The sequence below is a fragment of the Corynebacterium breve genome (genome assembly GCF_030252165.1).
In the GTDB taxonomy this organism is placed as follows: domain Bacteria; phylum Actinomycetota; class Actinomycetes; order Mycobacteriales; family Mycobacteriaceae; genus Corynebacterium; species Corynebacterium breve.
This window is the reverse complement of record NZ_CP126969.1, coordinates 2,288,868-2,314,687: the sequence shown is the minus strand read 5'-3', so window position 1 is coordinate 2,314,687 and position 25,820 is coordinate 2,288,868. Positions and strand designations below refer to the sequence as shown.

The 25,820-nt window shown below is 56.2% G+C and carries 19 protein-coding genes; 8 read left to right on the top strand and 11 right to left on the bottom strand.

Annotated features, from left to right (window positions below; translation table 11 throughout):
• The first annotated feature begins 9 nt into the window (after positions 1-9).
• The 6 genes from QP027_RS11135 to QP027_RS11110 all read left to right on the top strand — a co-directional run bounded on the left by QP027_RS11135 (position 10) and on the right by QP027_RS11110 (position 5,345).
• Complete coding sequence (locus tag QP027_RS11135) at positions 10-1,455, top strand: tryptophanase (protein ID WP_284824844.1); 1,446 nt, start codon at positions 10-12, stop codon at positions 1,453-1,455.
• 99 nt (positions 1,456-1,554) lie between these two features.
• Complete coding sequence (locus tag QP027_RS11130; protein WP_284824842.1) at positions 1,555-1,770, top strand: hypothetical protein; 216 nt, start codon at positions 1,555-1,557, stop codon at positions 1,768-1,770.
• Positions 1,771-2,493 (top strand): hypothetical protein, encoded by a 723-nt coding sequence (locus QP027_RS11125; RefSeq protein ID WP_284824841.1) that lies wholly within the window; start codon positions 1,771-1,773, stop codon positions 2,491-2,493.
• Positions 2,494-2,544: 51 nt separating this feature from the next.
• Positions 2,545-3,348, top strand: coding sequence for a 3-methyl-2-oxobutanoate hydroxymethyltransferase (gene panB, locus QP027_RS11120; RefSeq protein WP_284824840.1), 804 nt, complete (start codon positions 2,545-2,547; stop codon positions 3,346-3,348).
• Positions 3,349-3,350: 2 nt separating this feature from the next.
• Positions 3,351-4,205, top strand: a complete 855-nt coding sequence (gene panC / locus QP027_RS11115; protein ID WP_284824838.1) for a pantoate--beta-alanine ligase — start codon at positions 3,351-3,353, stop codon at positions 4,203-4,205.
• 72 nt (positions 4,206-4,277) lie between these two features.
• Positions 4,278-5,345, top strand: coding sequence for a soluble NSF attachment family protein (locus QP027_RS11110; RefSeq protein ID WP_284824836.1), 1,068 nt, complete (start codon positions 4,278-4,280; stop codon positions 5,343-5,345).
• Here QP027_RS11110 and QP027_RS11105 read toward each other — a convergent pair.
• The 10 genes from QP027_RS11105 to QP027_RS11060 form a co-directional block, all read right to left on the bottom strand.
• Complete coding sequence (locus QP027_RS11105; RefSeq protein ID WP_284824834.1) at positions 5,338-5,820, bottom strand: hypothetical protein; 483 nt, start codon at positions 5,818-5,820, stop codon at positions 5,338-5,340. The genes QP027_RS11110 and QP027_RS11105 overlap by 8 nt on opposite strands.
• Positions 5,821-5,828: 8 nt before the next feature.
• Positions 5,829-6,833, bottom strand: coding sequence for a hypothetical protein (locus tag QP027_RS11100; protein ID WP_284824832.1), 1,005 nt, complete (start codon positions 6,831-6,833; stop codon positions 5,829-5,831).
• 3 nt (positions 6,834-6,836) lie between these two features.
• Positions 6,837-7,802 (bottom strand): hypothetical protein, encoded by a 966-nt coding sequence (locus QP027_RS11095; protein ID WP_284824830.1) that lies wholly within the window; start codon positions 7,800-7,802, stop codon positions 6,837-6,839.
• A gap of 33 nt (positions 7,803-7,835) precedes the next feature.
• Positions 7,836-9,365 carry a GAP1-N2 domain-containing protein gene (locus QP027_RS11090; protein ID WP_284827039.1) on the bottom strand — a complete coding sequence of 510 codons (1,530 nt, stop codon included), beginning with the start codon at positions 9,363-9,365 and terminating at the stop codon, positions 7,836-7,838.
• Complete coding sequence (locus tag QP027_RS11085) at positions 9,365-11,527, bottom strand: SaeA-related protein (RefSeq protein WP_284824829.1); 2,163 nt, start codon at positions 11,525-11,527, stop codon at positions 9,365-9,367. Before QP027_RS11085 ends, QP027_RS11090 begins: the two co-directional genes overlap by 1 nt.
• Positions 11,528-11,544: 17 nt before the next feature.
• Positions 11,545-14,295 carry a hypothetical protein gene (locus tag QP027_RS11080; protein ID WP_284824828.1) on the bottom strand — a complete coding sequence of 917 codons (2,751 nt, stop codon included), beginning with the start codon at positions 14,293-14,295 and terminating at the stop codon, positions 11,545-11,547.
• Positions 14,295-17,927 carry a tubulin-like doman-containing protein gene (locus QP027_RS11075; protein ID WP_284824826.1) on the bottom strand — a complete coding sequence of 1,211 codons (3,633 nt, stop codon included), beginning with the start codon at positions 17,925-17,927 and terminating at the stop codon, positions 14,295-14,297. Before QP027_RS11075 ends, QP027_RS11080 begins: the two co-directional genes overlap by 1 nt.
• A 64-nt stretch (positions 17,928-17,991) precedes the next feature.
• On the bottom strand, positions 17,992-20,652 hold the full coding sequence (locus QP027_RS11070) for a vWA domain-containing protein (protein ID WP_284824825.1): 2,661 nt from the start codon (positions 20,650-20,652) through the stop codon (positions 17,992-17,994).
• Positions 20,653-20,669: 17 nt separating this feature from the next.
• Positions 20,670-21,206 carry a hypothetical protein gene (locus QP027_RS11065; protein WP_284824824.1) on the bottom strand — a complete coding sequence of 179 codons (537 nt, stop codon included), beginning with the start codon at positions 21,204-21,206 and terminating at the stop codon, positions 20,670-20,672.
• A 309-nt stretch (positions 21,207-21,515) separates the two neighbouring features.
• Positions 21,516-22,460 (bottom strand): hypothetical protein, encoded by a 945-nt coding sequence (locus QP027_RS11060; RefSeq protein ID WP_284824822.1) that lies wholly within the window; start codon positions 22,458-22,460, stop codon positions 21,516-21,518.
• A gap of 508 nt (positions 22,461-22,968) precedes the next feature.
• Here QP027_RS11060 and QP027_RS11055 point away from each other — a divergent pair.
• Both QP027_RS11055 and QP027_RS11050 read left to right on the top strand, forming a co-directional pair.
• Positions 22,969-23,100, top strand: a complete 132-nt coding sequence (locus QP027_RS11055) for a hypothetical protein (protein ID WP_284824821.1) — start codon at positions 22,969-22,971, stop codon at positions 23,098-23,100.
• Positions 23,101-23,549: 449 nt separating this feature from the next.
• Positions 23,550-24,662 carry a 2-keto-3-deoxygluconate permease gene (locus tag QP027_RS11050; RefSeq protein ID WP_284824819.1) on the top strand — a complete coding sequence of 371 codons (1,113 nt, stop codon included), beginning with the start codon at positions 23,550-23,552 and terminating at the stop codon, positions 24,660-24,662.
• Positions 24,663-24,693: 31 nt separating this feature from the next.
• Here the strand turns inward: QP027_RS11050 and QP027_RS11045 are convergent, their stop codons facing one another.
• Complete coding sequence (locus QP027_RS11045) at positions 24,694-25,596, bottom strand: LysR family transcriptional regulator (protein WP_284824817.1); 903 nt, start codon at positions 25,594-25,596, stop codon at positions 24,694-24,696.
• Positions 25,597-25,820 lie beyond the last annotated feature (224 nt).

Here is a 25,820-nt window from a genome sequence, read left to right as displayed (position 1 = left end):
AGCAATTTCATGTCTAAGGTGTCGTTTTACCGTGGCCAACAGCTGCCGCTGGAGATGCACAAAGTCCGCATTATCCAAAAGCTCACTCTCTTGCCCATCGAAGAGCGCTTGGAGGCAATGAAGACCGCCGGATACAACACCTTCCTCCTGGAGAACAAGGACGTATTCCTTGACATGCTCACCGACTCGGGCGTCAACGCCATGAGCCAGAACCAGCAGGCGGCAATGCTGATGGCCGACGACGCGTATGCGGGTTCGGCGACGTACACCCGCCTGCACGACAAGCTCAAAGACATCTTCGGCATGGACTACTTCCTGCCAGCTCACCAGGGCCGCGCCTGTGAAAACATCATCGCCGAGGTCCTTGTCGGCGATGGGCAGATCGTCCCGATGAACTACCACTTCACTACCACCAAGCAGCACATCACCTACCGTGGCGGCGAGGTCATCGAGCTGATTGAAGAGGCGGGCTTGGAAGTTACCTCGTCGGAGAAGTTCAAAGGCAACATCGACATTGCTGCGCTGCGTGAGACCGTGGGCAAGGATCCGGCGAATGTCGCATTCGTGCGCATGGAGGCCGGTACCAACCTGATCGGTGGCCAGCCGTTTAGCCTGAAGAATCTGCAGGAGGCCTACGCAGTCTGTCAGGAATTCGAGGTGCCGATGGTCCTCGATGCGTCGCTGCTGGCTGATAACCTGCACTTTATTAAGGTGCGCGAGGACGAGTACGCCGATGCGTCGATTCGCGAAATCACCGCCGAGATCGCCCGCAACTGTGACATCTTGTACTTCTCCGCCCGCAAGCTCGGCTTCGGGCGTGGTGGCGGCATCTGCATTCGCGACGAAGAAATGTACAAGCGCATGCGCGGCTTTGTCCCGATGTTCGAGGGCTTCTTAACCTACGGTGGCATGTCCGTCCGCGAGATGGAGGCGATCACCATCGGCCTGGAAGAAACCATGGACGAGGACATGATCAACCAAGGCCCGCAGTTTATCGAGTACATGGTTGAGGAGATGGATCGTCGCAACATCCCCGTGATCACCCCGGCTGGGGGCCTCGGTGCGCACATCAACGCGATGAAATTCTGCGACCACATCCCGCAGGAAGAGTACCCCGCCGGTGCACTGGCGGCAGCGCTCTACATCGCCTCCGGTGTGCGCGGCATGGAGCGTGGCACCATGAGCGAGCAGCGCGACGACAACGGCGTGGAGCCGCTCGCGGACATGGAACTCGTCCGCCTCGCGATGCCTCGTCGCGTGTTCACCTTGTCCCAGGTCAACTACGCAATTGACCGCATCGACTGGCTCTACCAAAACCGTGAAATGATTGGCGGGCTCGAGTGGGCTGAGGAGCCAGAGATCCTCCGCTTCTTCTACGGGCGCTTGGTGCCGAAGGGCGATTGGGCTGAGAAGCTCGTCGCTAAGTTCCGTGAGGACTTCGAGGACTCGCTGTAGAACGTGCGTTCTACAGGTGGAGGGTTGCGGCTTCCTAAGTCGGTTCTGCCATTATGATTAAAGACAAATAGAACGAGGAATACAGAAAGGAGCCCCACAATGAAATTCAAAGTGCAGAGTTACTCAAACGCGGAACTGGAGGATCGACGTCGTCAGTTGACCGAGGATCTAGTTAGTTCTGAGTACGCCGCAATTGAGGGAGCTCCGCTGACCCTGCGTGATATTCGAGATCTTGCATCGCTCGGCTTGCTCTCAGAAGCAGAGCGAAAGATTTACGATGAGCTGCGCCGCGTCGAACTCCTCTTGGGAGAGTAATTGACACCTAACTTGGTTGAACAGGCGGAGGAATTCTTCGAAGAAACCTGGGACGTGCTCGCAAGAGTACTGCCTTTAGACAAAGACCAAGTTGAACCCTCTATTGAGCACAATAAAGACAGTGGGTTAGTTGTTGCTGAGGTCGAACTGCCGTTGGCCTACAACGGTCCAGCAGTTGAAGATAATGAGCCGTTGCCGGAATTCAGCGATCTTTTTAGGGTCGTTATCCGGTACGTGATGTGCTTCGACCGCAGCAACACATATTTAACCGTTAGCAGGTCCAAATATGAATTACGCGTGCATACTTCTCCAGGCATTCGATTTGAATTCGAACGGGACAACGCCAGTGCGCCAACGGCACACATTCATTACTCCGGTAACGGTGGTTTGCTTAGCCCAATCATCATGCGCAACTTTAGTCATACGAAAGACGCCCGAAAGAAAGGCGATATACAACGATTGCATCTTCCAGTTGGCGGCCGAAGGTTCCGGCCCTCGCTTGAAGACTTCCTCTACTTTGTCATCAAAGAATGTGGGTTTCGAGGTCGATCTGGCTGGGAGAACTTTCTTCTAGAACGCCGCGAAAAGTGGCTAGACCTTCAGCTCAAAGCAGCTGTACGAGACAATCCAGAAATCGCAGCGGAAGAATTAAAGCGACTAGGCTTTGAGGTGTGCGTTCCGAAAGGCGTGGATTTGATCAAGAAGAGAGTCCGAGGTTGGTAAACGGGTGGCTTCGCTGAAGGGGCCTGTGCCAACAGCCTATAATCGTGATGCATGAAACGGCTTCGTACCCGCTATTTTGCACAAGTCAAGGCAGAGGGCCGCAAGTTTACGGCCCTGACCAGCTATGACACGATGTCTGCCCGGCTTTTCGACGAAGCAGGCATCGACCTACTCCTCGTCGGCGACTCCGCTGCAAACGTCGTCCACGGCCACGAAACTACCCTGCCGATCACCCTCGATGAGATGATCTCCATGGCGTCAGCGGTGGTGCGTTCCACCCGGCGCGCCTTTGTGGTCGTCGATTTGCCTTTTGGTTCCTACGAGGAATCTCCCGCCCAGGCGCTGGCGGCTTCGGTGCGTGTCATGAAAGAATCCGGTGCCCAAGCGATCAAGATCGAGGGCGGAGTCGAGATGGCTGACACCATTCGCACCATCGTCGCCGCCGGTATCCCTGTCTGTGCGCACGTTGGGTTTACCCCACAATCAGAGCACGCACTGGGTGGCTACGTTGTTCAAGGTAGGGGAGACGCTGCCGACGAATTACGCAAAGACGCCCAAGCCGTCGCGGACGCAGGAGCCTTTGCCGTCGTTATCGAGATGGTGCCCGCCACCATCGCCACCGAAGTCACCAAGCAGCTCACCATTCCAGTCATCGGCATCGGCGCAGGCAACGGCACCGATGGGCAGATACTCGTGTGGACCGATGCCTTCGGCATGAACCCCGGCGGTCGCATGCCTCGTTTCGTGCGCCAGTACGCTAACCTCGGCGAACAACTACTCCAGGCCGCACAGGCTTACCGCGCGGATGTCGAATCCGGCGCCTTCCCCAATTCCGACGAATCCTTCGAGGACTAAACATGCAGGTAGTTACCACCCCCGCCCAACTCCACGCGGCCCTTGCGTCGCAGCCAGGAATCGTCGGCCTCGTCCCCACCATGGGCGCGTTGCATGACGGCCACGGCACCCTCATCGATCAGGCGCAGAAGGAAAGCGAAGTCGTTGTTGTCTCCACCTTCGTCAACCCATTGCAGTTCACCAACCTCGGCGACTGCGATGATTACCGCCTCTACCCGCGCGATCTCGCGGCCGACGAGGAGTTCTGCCGCCAACACCACGTAGACATCCTCTTCGCGCCCACGGTGGAAGACATGTACCCAGACACCACCCCCATGATCTGGGTCCGCACCGGCCGCATGGGAGAAATCCTCGAAGGGGCATCCCGCCCAGGACACTTCGATGGGGTCGCAACGGTCGTCGCAAAGCTCTTCAACATGGTGCATCCGTACCGCGCCTACTTCGGCCAGAAGGACGCGCAGCAGGCGGCGATCATCCGTCGCATGGTCAAAGACCTCAACATGCCGGTGCAGATCACCACGGTTCCGATCGCCCGCACCCCCGAAGGCCTCGCGCAATCCTCTCGCAACCAGCGGCTTTCCGACGAAGGCCGCACCCACGCCCTCGCCCTCTCCCAAGCGCTCAACACCCTGCGCAAGAACGCGAAGAGCGGCAAACCCATCGGGTTGTCGGCGGTCCGCGAAGAACTCGCCGCCGCGCCGGGCATCACATTGGATTACCTCACGGTGGTCACCCCGACTTCTCTCGCTGAGCTTGACGACGATACCCTCGTCGTTTCCCTCGAAGAGCCGGCGTTGGCGTTGGTCGCGGCGGAGGTTGAAGGTGTTCGTCTGATCGACAATATGATCCTGGCCTAGACTGGGCTTTACAAAACCGTCTGGAAAACCAGGCGGATTTGCTGAGCCAACGGAGGTAACCCCTTGCAGTACGTGTTCAGTCGCCGTACCGACGAAAATGTCGCACGCCTGCTCGCTACGGTCGATCAAAGCATCAAAGATCCGCGTGTTCTCGCTGGTGAAGCGATTCAGAACAACCACCCGTCAGATCTGGTGACAGCGCTGGTGTGGTCTTGCTTCGACGCGTATCGCAACGGTGAATTGGAACTGCTCAAAGCGAGGACCTCTCGTGCCTACGCATTGGCATCCACAGTGAGGGATAATGCCCGAGTCAGTCTGTTTTCGACGGCGTTGGATAGTATCGTCGAAACGGTTGCGTACGTGGATCCCGCGATCGCCGAATTTTCTTGGGAGATCGCCAAAAAAGTAGCCCAGCACGCGAAATTGGGCGATTGGCCACAGGATTTTTGGGCAACGGTGACGGCGGCGGCGCAAAAGAGTCTCCGCGAAGGAAACGAAGTAAGTCTCCTCAACGCCGCTGATACGATCAAGCGAACCATTCCAGTTCGGGATTCGGAGTTGGGAAACTACCTCGCCTTCTCTTGGACCGAAGCTGAAGCCAGCCTCCGCGTGCACAAAAACACTGCCGTGGCTGAGCAAGTATTGGAGTGGGTGCTGAGCGAACACCTAGATTTTCCGGCAAAGCTCCCACCTGCGATGACCAGCGTGGTGTATCGCAAACTCGTTGAGCTGAAATTACCGGCTGAAATTTTTGAAAATATTGGTATCGCCCGCCCAGGACTTCTCTACGAAGAGGCAGCCCGCTACCTCAAACCACATAAGCGAACGGATGCAGCAGCGGCATACATTCATGCCGGTGAGCTGTATCAAGTGGCGGGGGAATCCGACCGGGCTATCGATGCATTTTTCTCCGGCTGCATCATCTACAAAAACATTGACTTGGTCAGCGAGAATGTTGCGGGAGCCTTCTCTAAGGCGATTGCGTTGTTGACAGATCAGCTGATCTACCTGGGACGGCGCATGGAAGCTGGCGAAGTCCTGAATGACGCGCTTGTGCATTTTTCGCGCAGTGGTATTCCGAACTATTCGGAGCAGGGCTGGTACCAGGCGCTCGTCGATAAGCAACGGGCGATTACTTAAAGCCGAACCAGCCGCGGTTACGTGGCAACCAGATGAACACGCTGCCGAGCACACCAAGTAGCGATGCGATCCACATTTCGCCAATGATGATCATGAGTACGCCGATCGCGGTGTACACCGTAAGGAGCCAACGTGCCCAGAACTGCGCTTTCAATGCGAAGACGATCGCGAGAAGCAAACCGATCAGTAGCAGGGAAAACAGGATCACTGGGAACCACAAGAAAGCATTGGAGTCTTCGGGGGCGGTGTCGATGAACCGCCATACCAGCCAAGCAGACCAGCCGAGGGCTCCAAGGTAGCCGGTCGCGCCACACCACATCGGCCACGGTGCATGGAGGGGATTGGTGTCACGCATGGACATTGAGTGGTGATCAATAGATTGCGTGTTGCCGTATTCGTAGCCGGTGGGGCGTTGAGTAAAACCGGGCTGAGTGTTGTTTTGCGGCGAATAGTTGCTTGGAGGCTGGAAAGTCATGGAAACCTCTACTGGCTCGGGAATACGTAACGAGGGGACAGCAGCCAACGAATCGGATCAAGGACGCGGTAGGGCGCGATGCCGAGACGGGACACTCGTTCGCCTTGTGTGGATTCTCCTAAGGCGGAGACGGCAAAGAAGTGGTAACTGTCGGGCTCAGCTTCGCGGTATTGACTGATGATCTGGTGGTACAAGTTGTCGGCCTTAATGTACTGCAGAAGGCTACGAACTTCCTGGTTGAGAACGAAGGCGTCGGTCCAATCGAATCCGATGCCGGTGTCTCGTCGGAAAGCGGCGCCAACGTTGCCCATGATGAGCTTCCAATCGCCTTGATCGAGTTCCTCGAGTTTTTGCAAGGTGTCGAACTTGCTCACGGCGATGGCGAGTTTCGGGCGAGCAGGGCCGAGAAGCGTCATCAGATTGGCAAAGACAGTCTCGGGGTCGCCTCCCGTGGCCGCCTCGTCAGTGATAAATCCGTGCAGAAAGTTGCTCACGGATGGCACGCGGAGCGGGTCGAAGAGGAAAACAACTAAATCGGCGTGTTGGAAGAAGTTCAGATAAGAGGTATCAGTTTGTAGATTCTCTAGGTCTTCGCCAGCCACATCGCGAATGACAAGGTAATTGGTGCGTAGGACACCCTCCGGATCGAGCCATTCGCCGAGGGAGAAAATGAACGGATCGCTCTGGTATGCGTCGAGGTTTGCGCCGGACGGCGTGGTGTCCATGTGCTTCATTTCCTCGAAGAGCGGCACTTCGTAGTTGTCGTGGTACCGATCCGCGGTGGACTGGTCCACAGGTAGAACTGATCTATCGTGCTCATTGGCCAGCAGTTCCAGCTGTTTTACTAACACTGCGATGTACAGGCTCTTTCCAGACGAGCGCGCCCCGGCCATGGCCACGCAGTGCGCCACGCCTTCGGCCCAGTTTTCCGGCAGCTTGCGCCCATCGGCGGAGTGAGTCGCGCCAGGTTCGAGGATCTGAAACGAATATGGATCCCTCACTACATGCGACATGCGTTACCTCTTTCGGGACTCGTGGTTGTTGATCGTGTGCGCAATTGCTTCGCACATTGGCAGGACTAGTTGCTGGTTGCCACTCTTCAATCCACTGATGAGGGCCTCGTCGAGAGCGACGACCGCAGCGGTGTTGACAATATGCGGGGCGATCACCGCACGTTCAGCCTCCGGGTTGGACCCGGTAACCAAGCACACCGACGGGCCTTCCGCTTTCATCATCACAGCGCGGGGGTTTGATGTTGCGGTCACAAGCAGGGTGTCTGGCTTGCCGGCATGGAGAACGTCCTCATTTCCCACCGCAGCGGAACGCTGCTCCAAAGCGCGCTGCAAAACAACGATGCCGGAGTTCTTGTCCAGGGGCCTCCCGTTGAAGGTGACCGGTGGGGAACCCAGCGCGGAAGATACGCCCCCGATGAGGTCCATGATGCCGCTGAGCTGCTCGTCGGTAATCGAACGCGCGGTCGATGCTGTCGCATCCGCTACTAGCTCGATGCCGGTAATTCCGTGGTCGGCAGGAAGCAAATCCCGCAGGGCGGTCAGTACTGTCATCGCTTCACTATTGAGGTGTTGCGCTGCATCAACCCCGCGTGCAGTTACAACGAGATCAGGTGACTCGCCGGTGATCTTCGCTAACAGGGCTTCAGTGAGACCGTCGACGCGTGCAATCGGGAACTCAAAGTGTGTGTTAGTGGCTGCATCGGAGGTTTGCGTGGTCATCGCAAGCGAGACGGAGGTTCCCGAGGGAAAATCGTCGCGACCAATCGGTTTCACGCTTATCGACGCACCACGTGGGCAAGCTGTGACTAGCTTTCGAGTGTTGCCTGCGGTATTCGCGGAGATATTCTCGCCGGAAATGACGAGCTCCATCTCTACGTCGCTGCCACCGCGTGAGTGAACTTGCACATTGAGCAGCTGAAACCACGGCACGGGGTGGGATTGCCCGTTGTCCAGAATGATGTTTGGCATGGGTGCTTTCTCCTAGATCTTTCCTGCGCGGGCTTATAAGTTGACCGGGCCGGGGTGACCCGGACGGTTGCCGGGAACTTGGCTTGACAAAGGGTTGCGATGTGTTGCCCGAGGCTCGCTTGATGCTGGGAGGCGGCGGCGCATGACTTCGGCAGCGATGTCGTCGAGAAGCGCTTTTAGTTCGCTGTTGTCGTACTTGCGCCACGCGCGCTGAGGCGCGGCACCTTCGTCGATGATGCGATCAGCCACGGCGTTGCGCAGCTCAGTAATCTCGTCGGCATCGAGTTCGCCGAACGGCCACCACGGAAGCTCGTAGACTGCGCCGACGATCATTGCGGTACACACCGCGGTCCGTGTTTCCATTTCTAGCCGAGGGTGGTTGATCGCGCCATAGAGGTAAGCGAGAACGCGGTCGCGGTTGATGTCTCCGCCACCGAGGGTGAGCGCCTGTTCCCATTCGGCGGTCGATGCGTCCTGGATGAACTGGTAGTCGGCTTGGCCTAACTCGAACTGCATGCGACGTTCTGGTTTAACTGGGATTTCTTCGATGTCCTCAGGGGTCGACGATGCGGTAAACGGGTTGTATCCGTCGAGGCCGGATTGACTCTCCGAGTCGTGGCGCCTGAGCATACCGCTGACGTCGCTGGTGTGGGAGGCGGGGTTGGTCCCCGGAAAGCCGGTGAAGTCAGTGAAGTCAGGGAGCACTGTGTCTGCCTGAGCGTTCTCGTCCGGCAGATCCGGTACGTGCGGTGGGGCGTCGGCGGTGTTAATCAGGGTCACTGGAGCACCCTCAAAGCTAAATCTGCTCAGCAGCGTCAGGTCGCGAACGGGAACCATCACGAAAGACGCGCCCGCGCGCAGAGAAATTTCCAGGGTGTTGGGGCGCTCAAAAGTAGTGAATCCGAAGGCGCTGCCGAGCGTGCGTGAAATCGCCGCGGCCCACAGGTTGAGCTCTGACAGGGGCGCACCCACAACCACCTTCGTGAACGCATCGGCGGTCTTCACCGTGTGAACGATCCACTTTAACGTGTCTCTACGGTTGTGCGGTGTAGGGCCGATGTGGCCAAAATGGCCAGTAATTGCTTCGTGGTCTTGGTCGAGGAATGCATCGATGATTGAACCATCGGCAAGCGGTCCGTTCTGCGTCGGGGCACCGTGAGGGATTCGCGCGTCGGCGGTTTCCGTCGGTCCGTAGGGGGCCGGGATCGCGGGGGAGTAGAACCAATTCACCGGGTCGTCGCTGGTCTCAGCGATGGCCAAGTAGGAATACGTATTCGCTCCACGTCCGGTGGCATCGTTGCCACGATTAACAGATGCCACGAAGATGCGTTGCTGCGGGTTGAGTGGTGAGTCCAACCATGCGTATCGACGAGTGCGTCGCGTCAGTTCCTTGCTATCAGGGTAGGTACCCAATTTCACCCCGTCATCGATCTTCGTAGGGATCAAGCTCTGCAAGGTTTTGATCGCCTGGTCATCCAGGGACCCATATCGTTCACCTACGCCCCAGCCACCGGCACGATTCCTACCGGGGGCGAAAGACGCGAAGCTAAAAGCACCGTTCATCATTGACCTCGATTGACATGGATATAGAGAGGATTGCCGGTCTCCAAAACCACCTGGCGAGCACGGCCCTCGTCGGCTTCATTTTCAACTACAAAGAGACGGAAGAATCCCGTCGGCGGGAAAGTGCTTTCGATCATCCAGCTGGAATTTTCCGGAGTGCTGTTCGGCTCGCCGGGGGGAAGATATTGTGGCTGGATCACCTGGTCAAATGTTTGGCCCCCTCGCGCAGCTACGCGCAGTGGCTGACCGTCTCCAGGGAAGAGCGGGAATCTCTTCTGGTTGTGAACGAGGCGGAACTCTGGCGGGTTGCGGTCTTCAAAGCCGATGCGCCAAATGTAAAGGTGCCACGTGCCGTTCCTGTAGGTGATGAAGTAGGAGTAGCGCTTCAGACCCGGATATGAGATCACCCGAGGGTTCTGGGCTCTGGTGACCTTGCCCTCGTAAATTGCAGTCGGGGTGAACTTGATATCTTTCTCACCAGTGTGCGTCAGCTTGAGGCGTACCCCACCCTGGCGTTGATAATCCTCACGCATCAATTGCTGTGGTCCTTGCCCGTCGCGCTCGATGGTGACAAATGCGGCCCCTTGTGGCCAGTCAAAAGTAATCAACTGGCTATTCACGCGTTCGATGAGGCGGTGCTGCGTGATATCCTCGACGCGTTGCAGCACTGCTGGCTTGGTCGCCCATGCGGAGTCACCGATGATGTTCACCAGGGTGATGTACACCTCGTGGTACTCGGGCCACTTCAGATTCTGAATGACCGTCTCCCGAGGAGTGGTTACTTCCTCAAAAGTTTTGGTACCGGATTTAATCGCTTCATCGGCATCGATCCACCGCTTATCCACCATCTGCAAATGCAGTTCAGGTCCTGGAGGAGTGGCGGAGAGGCATGTCATTACCTTGCCGTTGGACGGGGCCTCCCAGACCAGCAGGATTTCGTCCTGGTTCTCGCCGGTGATTTCGTACGTGATCAACTTGACCTGTTCGACTTCTGCGCGTGTTTGGATCTTCACGACCGGTGAACCGATTTCTTCGCGGACGGTTGTCCCGCGGAACTCCACCTTCCCGAAAATCTGAAACTCAATCGGATGGCCAGGATCTTTGATGTCGTAGACGAAGCCCTGTCGATCGATTCCGGAACTTAGCGCGTTCTCCGGATTGATCAATGGCTTGTGACGGTTTTCCGGCTTAGCGTAAATGGTGACACCGGTGTGTCCATCCAAAAGCTCCCAGGAGCCTTGGATGGTGCCTGCGGATTCCGTGATCTGAACGTTTTCCGGAGGGAACACGACGACTTGTTCACCGACTAGAACCGGTTGAGACATCAACACCCCGGTGAGGCCGCTAGCGAGAGGAGCACTGTGCGCCCATACCGCATAATGTCGCATTGCGGATTCTCCGAGGTTCTTGTCTCGAAAAGCGCGTCCTTGCGTTACGACGAGCTGTTCGCCGGATTCTGGACTCAGCGGATGCATCTCATAGTCGGAGGCGATGACGCGGAAAAGAGTGTAGTTCTCTTGGGGAAAACTCTTCTTTGGCCATGTCAGGAGCACTGTTCCCCGATGGGAACTGTCGGCCGGTGTTGCAACAGATTCACTGACTTCGCTGGTGTCTGCCTCGATCTGGGGCAGCTCCCGTTCAGCAGTCAGGCCAGAGGTGTCGTTGAGCTCAGGTTGCGAAAAGGTGTATCCCACAAAATCAGAGGCGTTGAGGCTCACGAAGTCGTCCTCGTTGATCGTCATCGACTTCAACTGCTGCTCACGCAGCTTGCGGATCTCCTCCTGGATGTCGAATGGAGTCGCCGAGACAGGATTTTCTGCCGGATTAGTTGCATCAAACGGCGAAGCTTCTGAAGCGGGTGCGTCGAAAGGGTTCTTCGCGTGCAGAGTTGAGTGTTGTTCTTGTCCCTGCGAGGCATTGATTGGCTCGTCAGCAACGTCGACGAACTCCGCGTCCATGATCATCGCATTGCCGTTCTCTGGTTGTGCGAATGAAGTCTGCTCGCCGGCCAGAATCTTGGCGACGATTGGCGCAAGGTGCCCGTACGCTTCACCGAGCGAATATCGCACCGATTCCTCGTCGACGTGCTCTTGCAGAGCAATGCTGCCGAGCAGCTCGACGGGAACTTGAGCGAGTTCCTGCATCAAATCGTTGGTGGGCATGTTGTTCCTTCAAACAGTTAGAAGATGGTTCCGGGATCGTGGAACGTGATGTCGGTAGGGTGATCGAGTTTCGTCGGCGTCGTAAAGCTAGCCTCGTTAGCCAGGTTGGACAAGTGGGTAAATCCGCCGAACTGTACGAGTATTGCGGATTTTGATAGTCCGTTTCCTTGTTCGCCTGCGCGGAGGGATTGGTCCTGCATGGAGACCGCCGGGTCAACCGTGGTGGCCCCGCTACTCGCTCCGATGCCTGCGATTGTCTGCGACGCGAACAGTCCGGCGTCGACTTTAGACTCAGTAAGCGGTGCGAGGAACTCCTGCTGCGAGATGTTCTTCTGCATGCCGTCGTCGAAGACAATGACTTGGTTGAGCTTTGAGCTAAGCAGTTCGGAGATATTTGGATTGAGCAGCGCTTTAGTCCACTCCTCACCGGAGAAGTCGTATCCGTCCAGAGCATCTGACGTGGCGACTTGTGAGAGTCGGTCCAGGTTTGAATGCGAGTTCGCGCCAGGTTGGCCGTAGAGGTCATTGACGTTGATCGCGGCGATCCCCTGAGAACGTTTGAGTGCTTCGATTGCCGAATTGATGGTGCGGTCGAACGCGTCGCCTGCCCAATCGCGGTTGTAGATTTCGTTGCGGAGGCGGAACGTGAGCTGTTGGATGTCTTCTTCGCTGAGCTTTGCTTCGCCGAACTGGGTGGTGCGTGGCATACCGTCCGTTGGATTGGCGACCCGAACTTTTTGAGTCACGTTGTTGCCCAATGGGCGGGAAATTGCCCGTCCAGCTAACTTTGACCAGGCCAAGAACTGCTGATATGCACCGGTGAGACGGTTGATGTCTTGTAAAGCCGCGTTGCGATTTGTCAGTGCCACTTCTTGCTTTTCGACGAGTTCCTCGTGACGCGCTTGGTCGGTTGCGATGCCACGTCTACCGCGCGCGAAGACGAAAGTCTGTGTTCCTAACGTCAATATGGTAGCGACGAATACGCCGAAGACGGTCCACTTCCAGTCGATGGTCGGCTGCGAATTGTAGAACTTGATGGAGTCGACGTAGTGAGCGATGCCGCAGTACAGCAAGATGATCATCACGACCGCCCAGATTGCAGTGAAGATGTGCAATCGCTTTGTTAGGCGTGCATTCTCTTCCGCATAGTCGCGCTGGCGCAACTGATCGAGTTCTTGCGTGGTCTTGTGCAGGTCGATGGTCGCTTCGCGGCCACGGTGCTGCGCCTCATAGACGAGATTGGTCAAACGCTGTCCGGTTTGCCAGGCGTAGGAGCGCGCATACTTATTGCGCCATTCGTTAAAGTTGCTGCGGAGGCGCTGAATCGTCGGATCGGATGACTGCCCGGAAACAAACTCTAGGTCCTGCGCATAGTTTTCGGCCGTGAACGAGTCGAATGGCAGGATCGTCGCGTTTTCTTCTGTCATTGCAACTGCATCTTCGAGCAGCGGGTGGAATCCTTCGAAGGATTCGTCGACATCTGGGACTGACAGCCACCCTTCCGGGACGATCATCGGATTGTTCTGGCTATCACGAGGGGCAGCTAGTTTGCCACCGAGTCTGTCGGTGCCGTCGACAAGAGTGAGAGCCATTGATTGATATCCATTCCACATGTCGCTGAGCGCAGGTGGCGGATCGACGCTGAGACCTTCTTGCTTGCTGATCTCGTTGGCTGTAGCTGCGGCGCGTGATGCTTCGCGAGAAAACTCGGAGAGTGATCGATTCTGGCCTTGACCTTGGTAGGAACCGAGAACGATTTCCACGCCGGATGTGTCGCCGTACAAGTTTCGCTGCACGGCTTGGGCGACTCCACGGTGCAGGGTGGCTGAAGCTGCAGCCTTCCAGTCTTGCGGGGTGCCAATCAAAGAGCGGAAAAACTTCTTCGAAAAGTCGGACAGCGCCGCCCACGCGCTGGTCTGTGTTGCCTCGCGGCCCTTCACCTGCGCTGGTGCAGTGATTAATGAGTCGTAGTAATTTCCGATCAGCAGGTCGGAAACCTGCGGAAGTACTTCGTCCGGGCGTTGCAGCACCATGATCTGGCGGCCGTCGATGGTTTGTGGACGTGGCAGGTCCTGGGAAATATCGATTGCGCGACTACGCAGCTCAGCCTCCGCGGTTGACGCGTTGATGTTGCGGTAAAAGGCGCGTGCCAAACGGAAGGAGTACTCATCGCCGGTAGCGATGGCATGGCCACGATCGTCGATAAGTGCGCTGGATTTCTCCGTGATCCACAAGCCACACATCGTGGCGATTGTGGGCGCGGCAACTTCGGCTGCGCCGACTGGGTCGTCGGAACGCACGACGGGAGACATTGCCGAACCTGGGGCGGCGGAGTCTTCGGCGGCGATAGCTACGGATGAAAACGACATCAGTGGCACAGGTTGCACATGATTCAGTGGCTGACGTGGCACGAGGACGCGAACGCGTTGTAGTTGACGCGGCAAGCGTGAGTTCAGTGTACTGATCCACTCATTAACGGCGCTAACATCAAGGCGATCGGAGCCGTCATCAAGCGGGTCGATGAGGACCGCCAGCATCGTCTGCGACAAGTGGGTCGCGGTTTGCAAGACATCGTCAAGTGGCAGGTAACGTACGGTTTCCTCGCTTGTCGACGAGACGAAGCGGATCGGTGCACCCGCCGTTGACTGTGCCAAGTCGATCCACGCGAATGGCCTGGTTACTCCCACCGCGGCTAGGTCAGTGAGGCGGGTGCGAATCTCGTCGGAAAGCGAGCCTGAACCCAAAAATATCGTGAACGGAACGGACACTAGAACAGGCCTCCATCACCGAAGACCTGCGGACGAGGAGTCTCGGGCGCAGCGATTTCGGTGTCGTTGTGCGGGCCAGGGACGGTTGGGTTCAACGCCATGTTTTTCGCCATTTCTAGGTGTTGGAGTAGCTCCGGAATCATAACGGCGACGTCTGGGGCAAGGTCACGGTACAACGGCATCTGCGCTGCAAGGGAACGTGATGTGACTTCGGCGAAAGGCTTATCCTCTCGGCGCTGGCCAGGCAGTGTGTGGGCACTATCCGGAATGAACTGGCTTGCATTGCGGCGCGAGTTTTCCAGGGCCTCTTTCACCGCTTGGTAACGCTCTTCAATCGATGTGCCGCTTGGTTGCTGACCTGGACGTTCGCCAGTGGCGAGGTAATCCGCCAAGCGATTTGCTGCCGGGTGATTGATGCCACGGCCGACAGGGGTCTTCTTGACAGGGTTGTCGTCGTAAAGGCTACGCAGCAAGTGGTACGGGCGCAACGAACCACCAACCGCGCCTTCAGCGGACACAGTCTGCACGGTTGCGTATGCGACGAGAGAGGATTCGATGACTGCTGGCATCCAGTCGAGCATGCTCTGCATTGCCGCTGGAGGAGTGAGCATTGGGTTCGGGAAATCAACCCAAGCTTGGGCCCTGTCGTCGTATACGTGGGCGGTCGCGTTGTGTTGGCCCTGGTTAGCAACGTAGATGCGGCCGGTGATTGCGCCAATTATCCATCCCGCGACCATTGCTTGGCGCTCATCGTTGGACATAGGGAGGCTGCCTGCCAGTGGACGAGTACGGCGTAGCTTCCAGAAACCTTCAGGGTTGTTGCGTTTGTTATTCCAATCCTCCCCGATTGGGTCAATGAGCGAGCTGTAAACGATCGGGGAGTAGTTCGGGTAGGAACCGAACACGTCGATCTGTTGCACGTTTGCCTTTTGCGCTAGTGCTTTATCAAAGGCCTGGGTAGTTTGGCTTGTCAGATCAGGTCGAGACTCCAAAATCTGGGCCAATTCGTCAGCGGCGTTAGTGTCCTTGAACGGAATCTCGGAGAAGGAGAAGTGGAACTCGACCTCTGTGCCATGCACCGCGCGAAGCGTGTGTGGATCGACTGCAGCCAGAGGACGCGCCTGGTCCAACGCCTCACGGAATGCGGAGCGCAAACGGCTGACGCGCGCGTCCTTTTCGATCTCGTTCGCTTGATCATCCAGCAAGTAGGTGCGGAGATCCATGGAAATGAAACGCGAGAAGTGGTAGTTCGGGCGGTTGATCCAGCTTCGAGCACGATCGAGCAACTGATCTGGACGCAACTTGATATCGAAAATCGCTGGACGAGGTTCACGCGGATCCGCGAGAGAGTTGCTGCTTTTCGGGCGACGGGTCAACTGTGGGCTGACCCAGGACACACGGTTGCTATCAGGTGAGATCTCGGTGAGGGCTGGAGCGAGAGTGTTCTGCGGCGCGAGATCGTAACCCTCGGTGATCCACTCGCCAAGAATTACCGCGCGAGCGGCGCGACGTGCTGCCTGCTCGTGATCACGGACTTCCTTGTCATTGGCTTGGACCGTATCCAACAGATGCGAGTTGAAGTCTTCAAGGAAGCGATCAACTTCGGTGATCAGAATCTCGTTGTGGGAACCGCGGAAACGATCGTTCACACGCTGATCGCTTTCACGCGGCCACGCGACGGGTTCGTCCGTGGCGACGTCCGCAAGGTTGAGCGTGGCGGCCTGCACGTTGTCATCGCGCTGCAGTACCTCCAGGGAGTCATTCAAAGCAGTATGCAGGCGCTTTAGCACGTTGTGAGAAAAATCCTCTAGCGCTGGCTGCAGGATGCTCGCGACGGCGACGCGGAAGTGTAGCCCCAGTTGTGGACCGTACAGACCGGTAATGTTGTCTAGGATCTGGCCGGATTGCTTGACGGTGCCAGAGCCACTGAGCTCACCCATTTGCTGTTCGAATCCAGCAGGAGGAGCTAACAGGGAAGCTCCGGCGCGCTCAGCAAGGAAGCTCTTGAGGGACTGCACGACACGGTTGGAAATAGCGTCGCGCAGACGCTCAACAAGCGCGATAGTGAATGGCAGACCGTTCTCTGCGAGCTGCTTCTCTGCCATGGCAACAGTGTTGTTAGCGATCACGTTGGCGTAGGCGTAGGCCGCGTCGTACGCCGCGTCTGCCAGCGGGGCTTGAAGGCTGCGAGCCACACCCGGGTCTGCCAGGCGACCGCGAATCACAGGTACCCAATCACGCCCGCGCTGACCGTCGCCTTCTGGAAGAGAAGCACGCAGATCACTCTGCGCCTGCATCGTTGCGGCCGCCTCCGGCGCATTAAATACCTGCTTGAGCCAGTGATCAATCTCCGCGTTGTTCGGTTGAGCCGAGAGGAAGGACGTGGAAAGGTATAGATTCTCGTTGGCCAGTGGGGCTGTCTTCTCATCGAGCTTCTTTCGGAGCTGTTCCTCGCCAGTAGCAGGAGAAGTTGGGTCGAGATGAGCGGTGAGCAAACGATCGAACGCAATACGCGCCAATCGCTGCGCCGAATACTCCGCGTAACGATCGCGTCCCATCGACAACTGGGCGTAACCCCACGTGCCCCAAGGCAGTGCATCCCACGACAGCTTTTCCTCATCCGCCCAACCCAACAAGGCACGATTTGCTGCCGGACTGCCAGTGTTGCCGAAGAAGTAGGATTTGAAGGAACCAGACGCCTTTTCCGAGCTCACCAGCGCGGCAAGCGAACGGCCCATCCCGCGGTAAATCGTGGACGGTTGGCCATCGCCAAAGAGCGTGCCCATGGCACCCATGCGTGCGCCGATTGGCAGGATACGAGCGAAGGTGCTTCCTCCGCCGGTGCCGCTAATGCCCATCGCATTGAATAGTTCGCGGTCCGAGGCGTGTGCTGCGCCGGTTTGCGTTGCGAAAGCTTCGCCGAAAACTGCCAGCGAGTTCGGCCATGCGCCGGTCATCTGCGACTTGTTGATCTGCTCAAAAATCTCTGGTGTGTACATAAACACCGCGGTATTGCCCGCGGACACGGTTGGCAGCGTGGAGAGAACACGGCAGACATCCAAGAACATTGACGCGCCAGCGCCGCCAGCCATCGATGACACCACGAGCACAATCGGTGCAGTGTTAGAAGTGTCCTGGTGGGTACCGGTAACACGGTAAACAAACTCGTCGAGTTCGCCCGCGCCACTGTTCATCACCGACACCGCATCTTCCAGTTCGCTCCGAAGACGACCCAGAGCAGGAATTGTCAGCATTCGACCAAGGCCGCGGTACTGGCCGGCACCGTCAGAAATCGGGGTGGTGATTGTGCTCGGGTGGCGTGCAGCCCATGTAGCGATCTCACCGAGTGCGGCGGATTTCGCTAAGTCAGCAGACACTGATGCGTCGAACTCGTTGTAGGAAGCCGTCGTTCCGATACCGACATAGCGTCCGCCAGCAGAACGCACGTTAGGCAATCCTGTCGACGAAGATTCCGGCTCGATAGGAACGTCGAGAGCCACGAATTGCCACGCCTGTGGCAAGCGATTCTTTTCCCAACCCTGCCGCTTCAGCGTTGCTTTGAGCTGGTCCATCATGTACTCCAGCGTCTTCGCACCAGAACCGCCACAACCTACCACGAGGAACTTCTGCATTACTTACCTGCTCTTCTTTCTTCTTTGGATAACTAAATCTTGGTGACGAATACAACGGATCCGACTACTGCGGAGGGGTGAAAGGATTTCCGCCCGGCCGAGGCTGGCCAGGGTTTTTGTTGGGATTTTGGCGGAACGGGGTATTCGGGGTATTCGGACTAGGGAACTGCTGGCCGAATGGAGAATTGGCCTGCCATTGACCTTCATTATGAGGTGTTGGTTCCGTTGGCGCAGGTGTACGCGGGGAGCTCTCCCCGGTTGCACCTGTTTCCCCGGAGCTGCCTGGTGCAGAGACGTTTGTTCCGGCTGCCTTCTGCGCTTGTTCCGTCACCCGCTGTAAACGCTCGACCCCCTTGGTCGCGATCGTCGCCGCGGTGTCGGCGACCTTCTTGTGGTCGGCGCGTTCGTCGAGAGCAACCACTACTGTGCCCTGATCAGGGTTGAATTGATCGGCGATCACAAACCAGTGGTTGTGCAGCGCAAGAGGCAGTTCCGCGTAGGTCCCCTGTTGACGGCCTTCGTCCGAGACTGAGAAGTTGGAGGATGACACGGCCTTTGCAGTGGTGAATGGGTTGGCACCGTAGCGGACGCGAACTTCGTAGCCGTCGAGCATGACGGAGGTCGAACTCGCCTGGGTACGTACTGTGTCACGCATGATTTCGTCGTACGACATGGTGAAACGACCGCCGGTGTCGCGACGCACCAACTGACCTGCCTCTAGCGCAACTGGCAAGGAACGTGCCCTGATACCTGGGCGCGTCGGAATACGTCCCGTGAAGAACTTAATGCCGTAGAGCAGGCCGAGCGGAATAGCCAGCGCCAAAATGAGGGCGATGACCAAGGCTAAGGAGAACGCCGAGCCGGAGACAGGGGCGCGCATTGAGCCGGTAATCGTCACCGGAACTTCAGCCTGAGCGTTGTCTTCGCTGGACACCAAATGGGCGGTGATTGGCAGTGAGACCGGGCCATCGGCAAGCTTCGGGGCAGTCAGCGTTAGCGTGATCTCGCCGGTTTCGCCTTCGCCCAGGCTAAGTGCGTTGTCTTGGGAACTATGGGAACTGGTGATGCTCACCGGCTCGGCACCTTCAGGCAAGAGCGCGGTAGCGTCGGTGGCTTCGGAGTCCTCCACCCATACCGAACCCGGACCGGATACTGGCAATGTGATCGTGCTGGACTCGGATTCGATCGCCGTCTGAATCTGTGGGCTGACGCGTGGCATGTTCACCGGGGTGACGGTCAGGCGCGATTCGTAGTAGATCGGGCTGAGTTGTGTGCCCGGGACAGAGCCTGCCGCTGCGGTAGTGATCGTCGATTCCAGTTGCAGGGTGCCTGTGGTGACGGTTTCGATAGATTCCAGGGATACGGTAGCGGAGCCATCCGTGATGGAAGTGGATCCTAATTCGTAGGAGGTACCGTCGTTGGCAAGTAAAGTAGCCTTGAGGTCGGCGGTGCCATCAAGTTTTGCGGGAGAGCCGTCGCTGCGCAGCAAATTTACGTTCAACGTGGTGTCGTTGGATAGTGCTGGGGCGGTGTCGGAGAGTTCGTCGACGGTCATTTGAATGCCCGGTGCGATAGTCATGCGGGCTTTGTAATCGGCGTCGATGTCGCCTTCAACACGGTACGAAAGCTCCCACTCGCCCGCCCACGATTGGCCCGATTCCAAGGTCATCGTGGCATCGAACATGCCCGGCAAGCTTGGGGATTCTTCGACGGTGATCTCTGCGCCGTTGAGCTGATGCGTGCCTTGGGTCAAATCAAGAGTGTCTCCCTCGGGTCCGGCAATCATCGGAATGAGCTGACCTGGTTCAGTCCGGGTCAGTGGCACTGCAGAGAGACGTACCGGGCTGGTGGAATTGTCGAGAACGAACGAGAAGATATCGTTGACGGACTGTTGCTCTTCGGTTGTACCGGGAGCCGGAATCAAGGAGCGGAATGCATCGTAGAGCGCGACGGCATCGGTACCAGCATTGAAGAATGCGCCGTTGGCCGGAGCACCAGTGCATTCGTCGCCCTCCGCGATACTGCGCAAGAGCTCTTCGGGGGATTCGTCGTTACGCGGCAATAGGCCGACCGTGAAAATCTGTATGTTTGCGCGACGCAAGTCCGCGATTGGGCTGTCGGCAGAACAAATCGACTCGCGGGCGGTGCCGTCGGCGCTCGCATCGCCGGGAACAGTGAGCAAACCGTCGGTGAAGAACAAGACGACCTGGCAGGCGTTCGGATCCGAGTGCGCGCCGAAATCACGCAGTACGCCAGAAAAAGCGTCCTCGTACATGGTATAGCCATCGTTGTTGCGATCGCGGGCATCCTCCAGAGCTGCAGTGAGGTCTCCGGGATTGTTCTTCACGTTGACCCAGTCGCCGTAGGTCTCTGGATCAGAGCGGTAGCCTTCGCCGAAGCCGGCGAGTTTCACATTCACGTCCGCATCAAGGTCGGTGGCCATCAACGACAATTGCGAGACTAGGTCCAACGCGGAATCAACGCGAATATTCTCAGGGTCGGTAGGTTCGCCACCGCCACCGCCACGAAGCGAGCCAGACTCGTCCAGCACCACCATTACGTCAGCATTCTTGGTGTTCGCCACGCAAGAACCAAACTGCGCCAGGGCGTTCTCGCGCTGCATCGAACGTTCGCCGGGCTGTGCAGCAGCAAAGCCAGGAGCGACGATGACAGTCGCTGCGAGGGCGGCTGTGGCGATGCGCTTAAGCTGCTTGAAAGAAGTCATTGTTTTCCTCACGATCGCTAACCACCGAATGCTTTGCCAAACCAGAAAGCGATCTGAATCGCCGAAACAATCACGCCAATCACGCCCAAACCAAGTGCTGCGCGCACAACAAATGTTTGCAACGTATTGGAGATATAGAATGACTCCGCCTGCCTGCGCGTATCGATCAGTGTGTAGAAGCCAAGCAAGATAAACGTCAAGACACCCGCCAGGAACCACGCAGTGAGCGAGAGCCAAAGCCAAGCCGACTCAGTCGACGTAGAAGTAACGCCCGTGATGATCGTGAACACGATTCCCGCCACTGCAGTCAGTGCCGCGCCGAGAGCAGGCAACCACGGGCCAGCGGAAGCCGATAGAGCCGAGGTTGAGCCTGGTTGCGGAAAGCTGCTTTGCGACGAACCGTCAGGTACCCCGAAAGCTGGTACCCCAGTGCTTTGCGAGTCGGAAGGGAGGCTGAAGGGCGCGCCTGAAGACGAGACCGGTCCGGGTTGGCTCGGTGGTGGAGTAAACCCGCCATCGTGGTGGGGTTCTGGCGGGGTAAAAGGATTCGTCATCCAAGTCCTTCCTCGACGCGGTGTGCGCAAGAATCTAACGGCACGACGACACATGAAAACGGACTATTCTGGTGCCACTCCCTGTTGAGGTCAATAGCGGTTATGCATGTGAAGCCAAGACGAAGATAAGGCTAGTAGAGTTGCGCTTACATTTCTCTGGAAACTGTACTGGCGATCGCGTATGCAGGAGTTTTTCACCTCGTTTTCGCTTTGAAGTACCCCCGAAACGTATATCGAATCGGATTCGCGACCATCGAGCATGTTCAATTATGGCCCCGCGATGGGGGAATAACTTTTAACCAGGCGAAACTAAAGCTGAGTGGCTCGATCGCGCAACTCTTGCGCTGACTCCACCTCTTGCGCCATTTCAAGGTGTTCTGCGGCCTGTAGAAATAAACTCTTTGCGTTGGCTATTTGGCCAGCCCCTTCATTCAGCTCTGCGAGGCGGAATTTCAACCGATATACAGCCATGTGCTCGTTAAAGCCACTTTCAGTGGTGAGCGGCATCTTATGTAAGCCCTCGATGAGGATTCCCGCCTGGCGGGAAGGGTCCCCGGCCACTTCAAACAAATCCGAAAGCAAACGGATCGCCTTCTCGATTTCCCAATAGTCTTTCGCCTCCTCAGCAAACTTCAATGACTGTTGCGCGTGAGTGAACGATTTGGAAAAATCTTCCTGATTGAAAAAGATTTTGCCCATGCGATGAGCAGCAATTGAAAGTGAGACAGGGTCTGCGAGCCTCGATAGCGCCAGTTGAAGAGCTTTTAGCTCCTCTGCCTCGTCAACTTCGATCAAGTGGAGAGTGCGCACGAACTCAAAGAGGAGTTCCTGGATCAGGTCGTCGTCGTAAAGCTGTGTGATATCAGTGAACTCACCGTCTTCGTCAAACATTGCCCACATCACGGCGCTGGAGCTGATTGATTGTGCGCCTTTAGCATTGTCAAGTGCATAACGGCTGTCCCGCAGAGTAAACAAAAGTCGGATGTACACAGGGTATTCGGAACTGCGCATACTAATGTTGAGATTCGTGCTGAGCGCGTCGAAAAAGTCAATGACGTCTTCATGTCGATTGTTCTCATGGAGCGCTGAAACTGCCCTGTACATCTGCTCCCAAGTACCTTCTGGCAGAAACTCATTCCCGTAGTGAGTGGCCAAATGCAATGCAACAGTGTGATCGACGCGGGCGATCCGCGGATTGATGGACTGTGCAGTTTCTTGCAGCTGGAAAGCGATGCGGCTGAGGCTCTCCGACATTGCAGGTGCCCCACGTCGCGCAATGTAAATTGCCCTGTCAGCGAACACTTCGTAGCAAGGGTCAGTACTCGTTGCCAGGGATGACATCGAACCTAGCATTATCCCGCAACTGAGAGATGAAAAGGAGCGTTCTGCGACGCCATATCCCGCCAAGAGCTGAGCTGCCGTGGCCAACGAGTGCGGGTTGCCCGTGCGATGCCAATCACTGAATGCTTCGTCAACGTCGGGGAATCTACTGGGCGTTGTAGAAGCGAGAGAATCGTAGAGCTCCACGGATAGCTGGGAAAGTGGTGCTGCAGCGCTGGTCACAAAAGAACTCCGATCCGCTGGGATTTCTGAAATACGTTTCATTAGTTTAGCTCAGGTGTCCACAATATTTGCCCATATGAGGTGTATCACATTTGTGGTAATTTGCGCGCAAGAAGGGCCATGGACAACCTGGATACGAAAGCCTGCGATCTCCTAGCTCAAGCCATCAGCAGCGCACACCGCCGCGCCGGGAATCACGGTGGTCACCCCGACTTCTCTCGCTGAGCTTGACGACGATACCCTCGTCGTTTCCCTCGAAGAGCCGGCGTTGGCGTTGGTCGCGGCGGAGGTTGAAGGTGTTCGTCTGATCGACAATATGATCCTTGCTTAGACTTGCTTACGCAAAACCGTCTGGAAAACCAGACGCTTTTGTAGAAGCCAGCTAAGGTACCTGACATTCCCAAGCTTAGTTCAGGTGGGGTCGACCGCCGGACATCTGCATGCAAGCGAAGAGAGTATCATTCGGCGCGCTCCATGTCGGCAGCCTGGTTATTGAACCTTAGTAGGGCTGACGCGGTGGAATGGTACCAATAAAAGCACTGCCGAAATGGTGAATCCGTTATGGGCAAAAGGGAAATTCCTTGACACTTTACAACCGACGTGCTTGCCAGATTGTTCGCAAAAAGAGTCGTAACCATGATCGATACCTATCCGGTATCGGGTCGCATGAATAGGTATTTCTCTTTGAGTTCAGCTGTACGTAGCATCACACATCAAGAAATAGACGTAAGTCACAAAATGAAAATACCGTGTGGCGTGTCATAGGAGTTGGAGTTAGAGATGGACGCAGTTCTTAAGCAACTAGGAAAGATTCCCGGAGCGCTGATGGTGCTTCCGCTTTTCGCGGGCGCCCTTGTCAATACCTTTTACCCTCAGGCTCTTGAAATTGGAAGTTTCACGACTGCACTGTTTAAGGAGGGCGCTGCCGTACTGATCGCATTGTTCTTTGTTTCGGTTGGTTCACAAATAAGCATCAAGTCTGCGCTACCGTCGCTTGAAAAAGGGGTAATTTTAACTGTTTCTAAGTTTGCAATCGCAGTTGCCCTCGGATTGTTTGTTGCTTTCGTAATGCCGAATGGAACTTTATGGGGGCTGTTGCCCCTGGCGATCATTGCGGCGATGTCCAACTCCAATGGGTCACTCTATGTCGCTCTAACTTCGCAGTACGGTTCCAAGACGGATAAAGGAGCGATTTCTGTCCTGTCAGTGAATGACGGGCCATTTCTAACGATGGTGGCGCTAGGTGCAGCTGGTCTGGCTGAGTTTCCGCTGACAGCGTTGTTTGCTGCGGTGTTCCCAATGATCTTGGGATTCATTCTAGGAAATACATCGAGCTTGACGCGAGAGTTCCTAGCACCAGGTGAGAAATTGATTATCCCGTTTGTCGCGTTCGCGTTGGGTGCTGGGATCGATTTCCGCGTTCTGGTGACATCTGGTGCCATCGGCATTTTGCTCGGACTGGTGACAGTCGCAGTTTCTGGTGGCGTATGCGTACTTCTCGTCTATGTGTGGCATCGTGTTCGGCGACATCCACGACCTACTCGCAATGTCATATCGGGAGCTGCTGAATCTGCCGTCGCAGGAAACGCTATTGCGACACCGGCAGCGATCGCTTCGATCGACTCAACCTACTTAGCGATCCAGAATGAGGCAACGGCCCAGATTGCCGCTGCTGTTGTTGTAACCGCATTTGTTACCCCATTCTTGGTTTCCTGGCTTGCAGCGAAGCAGAAAACTATCGGGATCAGTGTGGAGGCAGAGAATTTGTATCACGATGATCGCGAACAGTTCGAGGAAATCCATTCTTTGGACCAAAGTCTTAACTCTGAAGATGTATTTGAAGGCAAGAAAACTCAAGTCGGCTCGCGGGCTGAGTCGCCAGTCTTCGACTAATTAAGTGTTGAATCCTTCTGGCAAAAGAAGGTTAATCAGAACTCGCATCGCTAGAACCCGCTATCACTCTTTGCATCAATGAGTCAATGTAGGAGTGAAGCGGGTTTTCTAGGCCTTTGCGCCAGGCTAACGCGAGATCTATAGAAGGCAAACCAGGCAGCTGTTGGTACACAAGCGAAGAATCGTTGAGCGGGTAGGCATATTCGGGAATGAATCCAATTCCGATTCCAGCAGTAACCAATGCAAGAAACGTTGACGTCTCTTGGACCTTTGTGATTCTGCGTGGAACGATTCGTCTAAAGATGCCGTCGGCGTCTAGAACCCTGGCGGCAGCCGTGCTTGACTCATACGCTACAAAATCCTCGCCTTGCAGATCTTTGAGTGTTGGCGATTTCCCACCAGTCAACAACCGGTGATGACGTGGCATCGCGAGTACGAATCGATCAGAACGTAATACTTTTGCTTCGATCAGGGGGTTTTCAGAAGGTAGGCGAACTACCGCAAAATCAAGTTCGCCATGAATCAAGGATCGCTCAACGTTTGGGGCAACCATTTCCCCATGTACCTCTATAGAAAGATGTGGCCTCTCTACTGATGCAACGCGAAGTACTTCGGGCATGATTTGATAGGAAGCTGTCCCAACGAATCCGATGCGTACTGAAATTGGTTCTTGTTGACCAAAAGTTGACAATGCAGTCTTCAAATCGTCTACTTCTCGAACAATTTGCTTCGCCCGTGGGAGGAGGAATGAACCCGCGGGTGTCAACGAAACTGACCGTGAACTTCGGTCAAACAAAGTCACTTCCAGTTCGCTTTCAAACTTCCTTATGGCGTTAGAAAGGGGCGGTTGAGACATGTGCAATCGCTGCGCCGCGTACCCGAAGTGGAGTTCTTCGGCGACGGCAATGAAGTATTGCAACTGGCGAAAATCCATTGTTAGTAATTCTATGTTCGAAGCTGGAGGATGCTAGCAATTACAAGCGGCCCGCGTCTTCTCTAGGTACGATTCGCACCATCCTAGAGCAGTGTAGCGTTCGTGAGTTTATTGAATCGACACGTAAAACCTTTAGCTGGAGTCTAACAGGAACCCAAATGTGTTTGTTGCTGTCAGTCCCAGCACGGAGTATGACGTTTGTGGCCTGCACGAAAGCAAAAGAG